Genomic DNA, 274 nt, shown 5'->3' with positions numbered 1-274 from the left:
CGGCTGATGCCCGCGATCGAGGCCGGCAGTACTCCACGGAAACACGCATGCCGCGTCGGGAACGGGCAACGTGAGGCCGACGGCGCCACCCAGGCGGTCATGCGCAGCTTTTCCGCCAGTTGCACCGCCAGGCCGTTGGCCCCGCAGCCATCGACATCCGGCCCCAGTACCAGCACGGGGTTGCGCCCGCGCATCAACTTGCCCAGCAGGCGCAGCTCGAAGGGCAGCAAACGGGTTGGGTCGGTCGCCACCACGGCAACTTCCGCAATGACCG

At 69.0% G+C, this 274-nt stretch carries 1 pseudogene; it reads right to left on the bottom strand.

Annotated elements, in window-relative coordinates:
- Positions 1 to 274 (bottom strand): annotated as a pseudogene (locus tag SB756_RS29980) (hypothetical protein); the annotation flags it as partial.

This window comes from Pseudomonas sp. SIMBA_068 (assembly GCF_046534705.1).
GTDB classification, from domain to species: domain Bacteria; phylum Pseudomonadota; class Gammaproteobacteria; order Pseudomonadales; family Pseudomonadaceae; genus Aquipseudomonas; species Aquipseudomonas putida.
The sequence above is the reverse complement of the archived record's forward strand: the minus strand, read 5'-3'. Positions and strand labels throughout refer to the sequence as shown.